This window comes from Belnapia moabensis DSM 16746, from assembly GCF_000745835.1.
Classification (GTDB): Bacteria; Pseudomonadota; Alphaproteobacteria; order Acetobacterales; family Acetobacteraceae; genus Belnapia; species Belnapia moabensis.
On sequence record NZ_JQKB01000155.1, the window covers coordinates 1 to 6,746 of the forward strand.

Below are 6,746 nucleotides of genomic sequence, written 5' to 3' on the forward strand. Positions count from 1 at the left end.
ATGACCTCGGGCGCGGCAGTGCCGTCGAGCTGCGCTTCAAACTGGCCGGGTTGCAGGCCGCGATCCAATTCACGCCCGAGCAGATCGCCTGCTAGGAGCTGCGCTGGGTGAAAGGCGCGGCCCTAGCCACGCCGTGCTGCACCCTCGGTATCTCCGGGCCTAGCCCTTGCCCACCCTCTTCCAGGCCCGCAGCACCGCCCCGCACATCGCCAGCGGAAACCTCGATCCCCATTGCTCGTGGCGGGCCAGAGTCGGCGTCGAACCGCCGACCGGCTAACCATGATCTGCATTGATTACAACTCAAGGTTGCTATATGATTTTGAAAGCAACCAGGGACTACGTTTGTGAGCTACATGATCGAAGCCGCTTCCAAGCCGCGACGGGAATTCAGCAATGAAGCCGGTGGCCTGGTGCCGTACATCGTCACTAGCGGCATCGCCCTTGTTGCTCTGGTAAGCGCCTTCTGGTTCGTCAGCTGACAAGGGCACGCGGTTACTGGCGCGGCTAAGCCAGGATCCATACCTGGCCGGCGAGTGGGCTGAGGCGCGGGTCCGCTGGTGTGGGTTGGCCTGCATCTCGATAGATGGCTAACGCAGCGTGAGGCTGCGGCAGCACGACTGGGGGCCAAGTACTGGAGCATCCGCGAGCTGCGCCGCTGACCTAACCAAGAGCGGCTACTTTGTGATGAGGAATCGCGCCCTCGTTGCCTTCGTCCCGTCGGGGCGCTCGGCATAGTGCTCATGGCGGGGAACCAAGCATGGTCTCACCCTGATCGCGGGCTGCAATCGGTCCGCATCTCCCTGCCACTCCACCCAAGGAGAGGAGGGAGCCGCGTTCGGGATGTTGCCGGCCAAGCTACCTAATTTTGTCAGCTTCTTATCAGCTGGCCGTCAGTTCAACACACATTGCCCGCCACTTGATCGATTCTCTACAAGGCAAACTACAAATCGAAATATCGCCCTTTGGGGTTTTTGATGAAAACATGACCAGTGTCGCCTAGGTCATTACCCGGACCGTCAGCGATCTCTACCATAAAGTTTCCGATACAATCCAAAGCTTCTCCGAGTGATATTATCGCTAACCCGAGAATCATTGTCGGAAGCTTGATAATATGTTTCATAGCTACCATCCATTTTGCGAGTTTCAGTAGCCAATCACGAGCCTGCAACAGTAAAGCAGCTTAACAAATCCACGCGCAATGATTGAATTTATAGATTTGTACACGCAATGGTTGTGGTCACCAACCAAGATCCTTGGCATGAACTCTCGCTCCTAGTGGAAGTGCGGGTCTCGCCTCATGCGGGATTGATGCGAACGGTATACGCGCTGCGGTACTGTGGGCTTGGGAGCCGGGAGGGAGCTGCGCCGCTACCATGCCGTTGCGCGATGGCATGAGGCGCTCGCGGCGTACAGCTTGGGGGCGAATGCCCCCCTCCCATCCAAGCCCAGACACATGGACGGCCTAGATCAGCTTGGTGCTGTCATGGAGCACAGCCGCGCGGGGGATGGGGCGGCCATGCCGCCATGATAGTGGACGCAGAATGTAATTGAACCAAAGCGGTTGTAGCCGTGTTGTGGCGAATACCGATTGAGTGGTTCAACCTGAAGGTCGCTCCCTACTGCCTGGGGCGGCCTTTCCTTTGTACGCCTGAGGTGCTTGCTGGCAGCTCCGTAGCTCGCCAGCGGAACGCTCCCGAACTTGGCCGCCCTGGGCCACGTTGGCAGGGTGTCCCTAAGAAATGGTCCCAAGCTGAGCCGCTCTCTCCCCGGAGGGCGGCTTTCCTTTGTACTGGTGTTGTGGTCTGCCTGCTGGACGCTGACCTGGCGCAGATGGCGGATTGACGCTGCGGAGCGGGGTTTACGGGGCCACACGGTTGCACTCCGCTTGTCGCGCCGGTGGGCCAGTCTCTGAGGTAGTCCATAGCAGCCTGCTTGGTGGAACCACCTGTCCGCACGGGCGAGAACCTTGTCGCCCCACAAGATTACCGGCTCCCAGCCAGAGACTGTATTGAGAAGCGTCGCCGTGAGCGTCATCGGCATGCCGGCTCTCTACACGATGAGCAGTTAGTTCGAGACCGCGAGAGGTGTCTCATGGCGCGGTTCGAACGCATCGCGGATCTCGAAGCGGCATGACAAAGCCGTGCGACCTCGGCGGCGTCAGGGCTTAGCGCCGAAGCCTGCCGAGTGCGCCGGCGTCGGCGGCTGTTTCATCAACACGAAGCCCGAGCGCTCGAGGTGTTGGACCAGCCGCTCGGCGGTAATGCGGGCCATGAATTCGTCGGCCTGGTGGACGCGCTTCCGCCCGTCGAAGCGCAGCGCGAAGGACAGGCTGTCAGCTATCTCCTGGGCCGTAGCAGGCCGGAGTTGGGCATCGTCGGGCATGGCGCTTCTCCATCGCAAGCGGGCGGCAGGCATGGCATACCCAGCACATAACGGGAACGGAAGTCTGCGGATGCGGCACGCGATCATGGTGGCGGCGGTGCTGATGCTGGCGGGCTGGCCGGCCTCGGCCGAGCGCATCGCCCGGGTGTTTGATGGCGATACCGTCGTGACGGCCAGGGGCGAGAAGGTGCGGCTCATGGGCTTCGACACGCCGGAGATCCGTGGCGAGTGTCCTCGGGAGCGAGCCATGGCTCGACAGGCGACGGCGATGCTGCAGCACCTGGCGGCCTCGGGGCTGACGCTCGAGCGCCGCGGCCGCGACCGCTATGGCCGGACCCTGGCGACTGCGACGACGCCGGCGGGTAGTGATGTGGCGGCGACCCTTATCCGGGCTGGCCTAGCGCACCCCTATGGGGGCGTGGGCCGCGTGGCGGATGGTGTGTGTTTGGGCGCTAGGCCACCTGGCCCCGCGACAGCGCCGCGTTGCAGACCCTACAGCGCCAAGGTGACACGTCTCCGCCCGGGTCATCATAGCGGGCGCTGCACTTCGCGCAGATGATTGGCGGCTTGGGTACGGGCTTTGGCCTACGCATCCCCTCACCTTTTCACCGGCTTCGACACCACCAGCCGCATGTAGCCCGGCAACCGGCCCTCATCGAGCCACAGGTCAACCAGGGGCGTGATGGTCCCCACGACGCCGAAAGTCTGGCGGTCCAGTGGGTGCCCCTCCAGAAACAAGCCGCAGACGTGGCCGCCCTTGCCGCACTCAATGCGGGCGCCGCGATAGCTGTATGTCGGGCCACCCCAAGGGCCTTCGGCAGCGGTCTGCTCGGGCTCAGGGCAGGCCGGCGTTGGTGAAGGCGGGGGCGAATCCGGGAAGAGGGCCATTCCGCAGTCAGTATAGCGGTCCCGCTGATACGGAAGCGATAAACGCTAGCCGCACCTACGCATCGACACCCTCCGGTATCAAGCGGTGGTAGGAGCGGGACCACCAGCGCTCTGCACCGATCTGGTTATACCGCTTATCGGAATGACATGTTGCATTGCACAAAATGAGTTGTGCGTTTTCCGCAGATGCGCAAACTGTCCAGCGGGCAGCGGCACGTTCGTGCCCTGCCTTTCTTGGACGTTTCCTCCCTAAACTCGGCGGCGCCTTCGGGTGCCGCCCTTTTTTTGCTAGCACTGGTCAGTCGACCGATATGGACGGGCGGGTTCGTACCAAGGGAGACCTTCGGCCGCAACCGAATTGCTACTTCAGGTCTGGTTGGGGCGTATCAGCGATCGCCATTTCGATCGCCTCGGATTGCCCATGCCAACCGCCCAAGGAAGCCCAGCTTCTGGATGGTATCCCGCTGCACAGGCTGAGAGCGTGAGATCTCTACCCTTGCGGGGGATAGCTCGCCGGACCTCTCCCGCTAATGGGCTTCGGCGCCGCGGCCATGGCCCAAGTTCCAGTACAACTCGTGCTCTCGATCTATGCCGCTGTGCGGGTTATCGGTCTTCGGCAAACCATTCCGGCCAGCGTGAAAGCCTTGGTCGATGGTCTTTTGAACATACCCCGGCAGATCCGCCATCCGTGCATATCCTGTCCTGCTCTGAACCTCAGGATAACGCCGGCTAGGTTTGCGGGTTGTTATCGAGGCTCAGAATGGCCTGTCCGACAGTAAGCAGTGCAGACGACCCGGGACGCGTTGCAGGACGAGCTATCCGCCTGGACAGCCGGCGGCCGACTGGCTTGAGCGTGACGAGCCCTTAATAACCGGCGGGAACGATGACCGTAGGGGGCACCAGCATTTCGCTCAGCACCACCACCTCTGCGGCGCGGAGGTCCGATAGTGGCAGCGCCAAGCCAGTCACCAGCCACTGATCCCATTCGGCCTGCCATTGTGCGACTTCAGGCTCTTGGTCGCCGATCCTGATCCAGAAAAATCCAGTCTCGCGGGTATCGGGATCAGTCATGCGCCACCTCCGATTGTCGATACGCACGGACTGTGGATTGGTTGTCACTCCCAGTTACATGGCTGCTGATCAGAGCCCCACCTTGGCAGCAGCGTTGTCGACGACAGGCTGCCTTGGCGGATGTAGCCCCCTAGGACCGGCAGGCTGCGGTGGCCGCTCGGGTTTTGGATGTGCCGCTCTGCCACCCCAGCCCGGGCTGCGCTGGTGATGAGCCCAGAGCGCAGGCTGTGCCCGGAGAAGTCAGCAGGGTTGCCGCCGACGACCTCGACCGCGGCTTTGACCGCCCATGCCACGTCGATTGGCGAGAGCCGAGCCAACCGACTTCCGCATATCGCGAGAAAATCGTGATTTGAAATAAACTGCTAGTTCTGCAACCTTAAGTAGATCAGGAAGCCAGCGCTCAAATGGTCTGAGGAGTGAAACGTCGATGGATCTCCCGATCACTTCCAACGCCACCGATACCGACGATGCTTGGCTGGCTCCGTCTCTCGACACTGCTCGCGGCCTTGGAGCCTCAGCCGTCGTCCACTTAGCGATTAGCCTGGTGCGCGTCTCAGCTATAACCGGCCTGTTGTCACCGCTTCTGCTGGTCGCTTGGCTAGTCCTGTAAACGGCTTGGCGGATAGCCTCTCTGCCCGAAGGCCCACCGAAGCCTTCAAGCTTAATCCCACCGCCGCTCGTAGAATTTCGCCACTGCCCCACGGCGGGCAATCAAAGCCCGACCTTCGCAGCAGCGTTGTCGACGAAGAGGCTGCCGCGCCGGATGTAGCCCCGTAGGACGGGGAGGCTGCGATGCCCAGACTGGTTCTGGATGTGGCGTTCGGCTACTCCAGCGCGGGCGGCGCTGGTGATGAACCCTGACCGCAGGCTATGGCCGGCGAAGTCGGCCGGGTTGCCGCCAGCGGCCTCTACCGCCGCTTTGACCACCCAGGCCACGTCAATTGGCGAGAGCCGGGCTGTGCCGATGGCACCACCGCGGTTCACCGAGACGAAGACCGGCCCGCTGGTGAGGCGGGCCGCCTCGAGCCAGGCGCGTAGGGTCAGGACGGGGCAGGTCCGCTCCGCTTGGCCAAAGGGGATGGCGACCTCGGTCCCGCGACCTTCCTGGTCCGTCTTCCGCCGGCGCAGGGTGAGCACCATGCCCTCGGCAACGAACCGGATATCGGCCAGGTCCAGCGCAACCAGCTCCGACCGCCGAAGCGCGCCCGCGAACCCAACCAGCAACAGGGCTCGATCCCGCAGCACGACCACATCGGCGGCCGCCTTCTTCGCCGGGGCGGTACCGTGCCGGCGGCGGATGCCCTTCATCGTCTCGCGGATGGCCGGGTGCTTGGTATCGAGCCGGTGCCCGGCGAGGCGGTGCGCCTGGCCGATCGCCACCAGCCGCATGGTCAGGCTGGCTGCCTTGTGCGTGCTGGCCCGCGCCGCGAGAAAGCTGCCGACCACCTCCGGCGCCGCCGGCAGAGGCACATGGCCAGCCGCCTCGCACCACTCCGCGAAATCAGCCCAGGCGGCGCGGTAGGCGCGGCGGGTGTTCTCGGCCGAGGCCTCGCTCGCATAGCCGCGGGCGGTGTCGGACAGTGGTGTGAGCGGCACCAGCGCTGCGGCAGTCAGTTGGATGAACAAGGCCATAAGATAGTCAGTCCTCCTTCGGCTTCGGCCAGGGCTCAGCCTTAACCAATATGTAACGAAGCCGCATCGTGTCGTCGTGGCCGGCGATCTCGCTTCTGCAGACCAAGCAGTCGAAACCGCCCTCGCGGATTAACGACAGACGCCGCGCTCGGACCTCGTAGACCGAGCCGCATCGCGGGCATTTCTCCTCCCGCAACGGTGCAGCCTCGACCATCCCAGCCACACTGCTCTCCGCCTACTGTTATGTTCGATAAACCACCCTTATCGCATGTGTGGATGCCCCCTGCGGGTCAAGGCGAATCAGCGACGCAGGCACCGAGAGCACGGGTGCGGTCATGTGTCCGGCCTCTGATGCGGCCGGTCTGGCCGCGGGCCCTGATGAGCTGCGCGGAACGAGGGGCAATCAGGTGAACGCGCTTTGGGGGGGCGCATTGCGATAAACGGCCTGTCTCGTTACCGGCTCACCGGTCTCTCGCTGTCATCGTCGCTTCAGCACCTTGGCCCCCGCCGGACGCGGCGCCCGGCGAGCTCGGACGCAACCGCCTAGGCGGTCGCGGTTGTTGTGTAGGTCCCTCCCCGGGCCAGCAGGGTCCAGGCGATGCGGGCCATCTTGTTGGCCAATGCCACAGCCGCGACCTTGAAGGGCCGCCGCGCCAGCAGGCGCGTGGCCCAGTCCGAGGCCTCTGGGCTGCGCCGGGCATAGCGCAGGCGGCTAGTGGCGCCGAGCACCAGCAAGCGGCGCAACATGGCGTTGCCCTGCCGGGAGATCCGGC

7 protein-coding genes and 1 pseudogene are annotated in these 6,746 nt (G+C 63.6%); 2 read left to right on the forward strand and 6 right to left on the reverse strand.

Features of this window, described 5'->3' with window-relative positions:
* Positions 1 to 344 precede the first annotated feature (344 nt).
* Positions 345 to 479 (forward strand): hypothetical protein, encoded by a 135-nt coding sequence (locus tag EP26_RS38375; protein ID WP_281177138.1) that lies wholly within the window; start codon positions 345 to 347, stop codon positions 477 to 479.
* Positions 480 to 2,157: 1,678 nt separating this feature from the next.
* Here EP26_RS38375 and EP26_RS28940 read toward each other — a convergent pair.
* Positions 2,158 to 2,382 (reverse strand): hypothetical protein, encoded by a 225-nt coding sequence (locus tag EP26_RS28940; RefSeq protein WP_043344518.1) that lies wholly within the window; start codon positions 2,380 to 2,382, stop codon positions 2,158 to 2,160.
* A gap of 70 nt (positions 2,383 to 2,452) precedes the next feature.
* On the opposite strand from EP26_RS28940, the gene EP26_RS28945 reads away from it, so the two are divergent.
* The gene (locus EP26_RS28945) at positions 2,453 to 2,941 is read left to right on the forward strand and encodes a thermonuclease family protein (RefSeq protein ID WP_211259603.1); all 489 of its coding nucleotides are present in this window, start codon (positions 2,453 to 2,455) and stop codon (positions 2,939 to 2,941) included.
* Positions 2,942 to 2,979: 38 nt separating this feature from the next.
* Here EP26_RS28945 and EP26_RS35755 read toward each other — a convergent pair whose 3' ends face one another.
* The 5 genes and pseudogenes from EP26_RS35755 to EP26_RS28965 all read right to left on the reverse strand — a co-directional run.
* Positions 2,980 to 3,270, reverse strand: coding sequence for a hypothetical protein (locus tag EP26_RS35755; protein WP_157033904.1), 291 nt, complete (start codon positions 3,268 to 3,270; stop codon positions 2,980 to 2,982).
* Positions 3,271 to 3,797: 527 nt separating this feature from the next.
* Positions 3,798 to 3,956 (reverse strand): hypothetical protein, encoded by a 159-nt coding sequence (locus EP26_RS35760; protein ID WP_157033905.1) that lies wholly within the window; start codon positions 3,954 to 3,956, stop codon positions 3,798 to 3,800.
* 178 nt (positions 3,957 to 4,134) lie between these two features.
* Positions 4,135 to 4,341, reverse strand: a complete 207-nt coding sequence (locus tag EP26_RS28950) for a hypothetical protein (protein ID WP_043344520.1) — start codon at positions 4,339 to 4,341, stop codon at positions 4,135 to 4,137.
* A 711-nt stretch (positions 4,342 to 5,052) separates the two neighbouring features.
* Positions 5,053 to 5,973, reverse strand: coding sequence for a site-specific integrase (locus tag EP26_RS28955; protein ID WP_043344522.1), 921 nt, complete (start codon positions 5,971 to 5,973; stop codon positions 5,053 to 5,055).
* 543 nt (positions 5,974 to 6,516) lie between these two features.
* Positions 6,517 to 6,746: pseudogene (locus EP26_RS28965) on the reverse strand (IS110 family transposase); the annotation flags it as partial.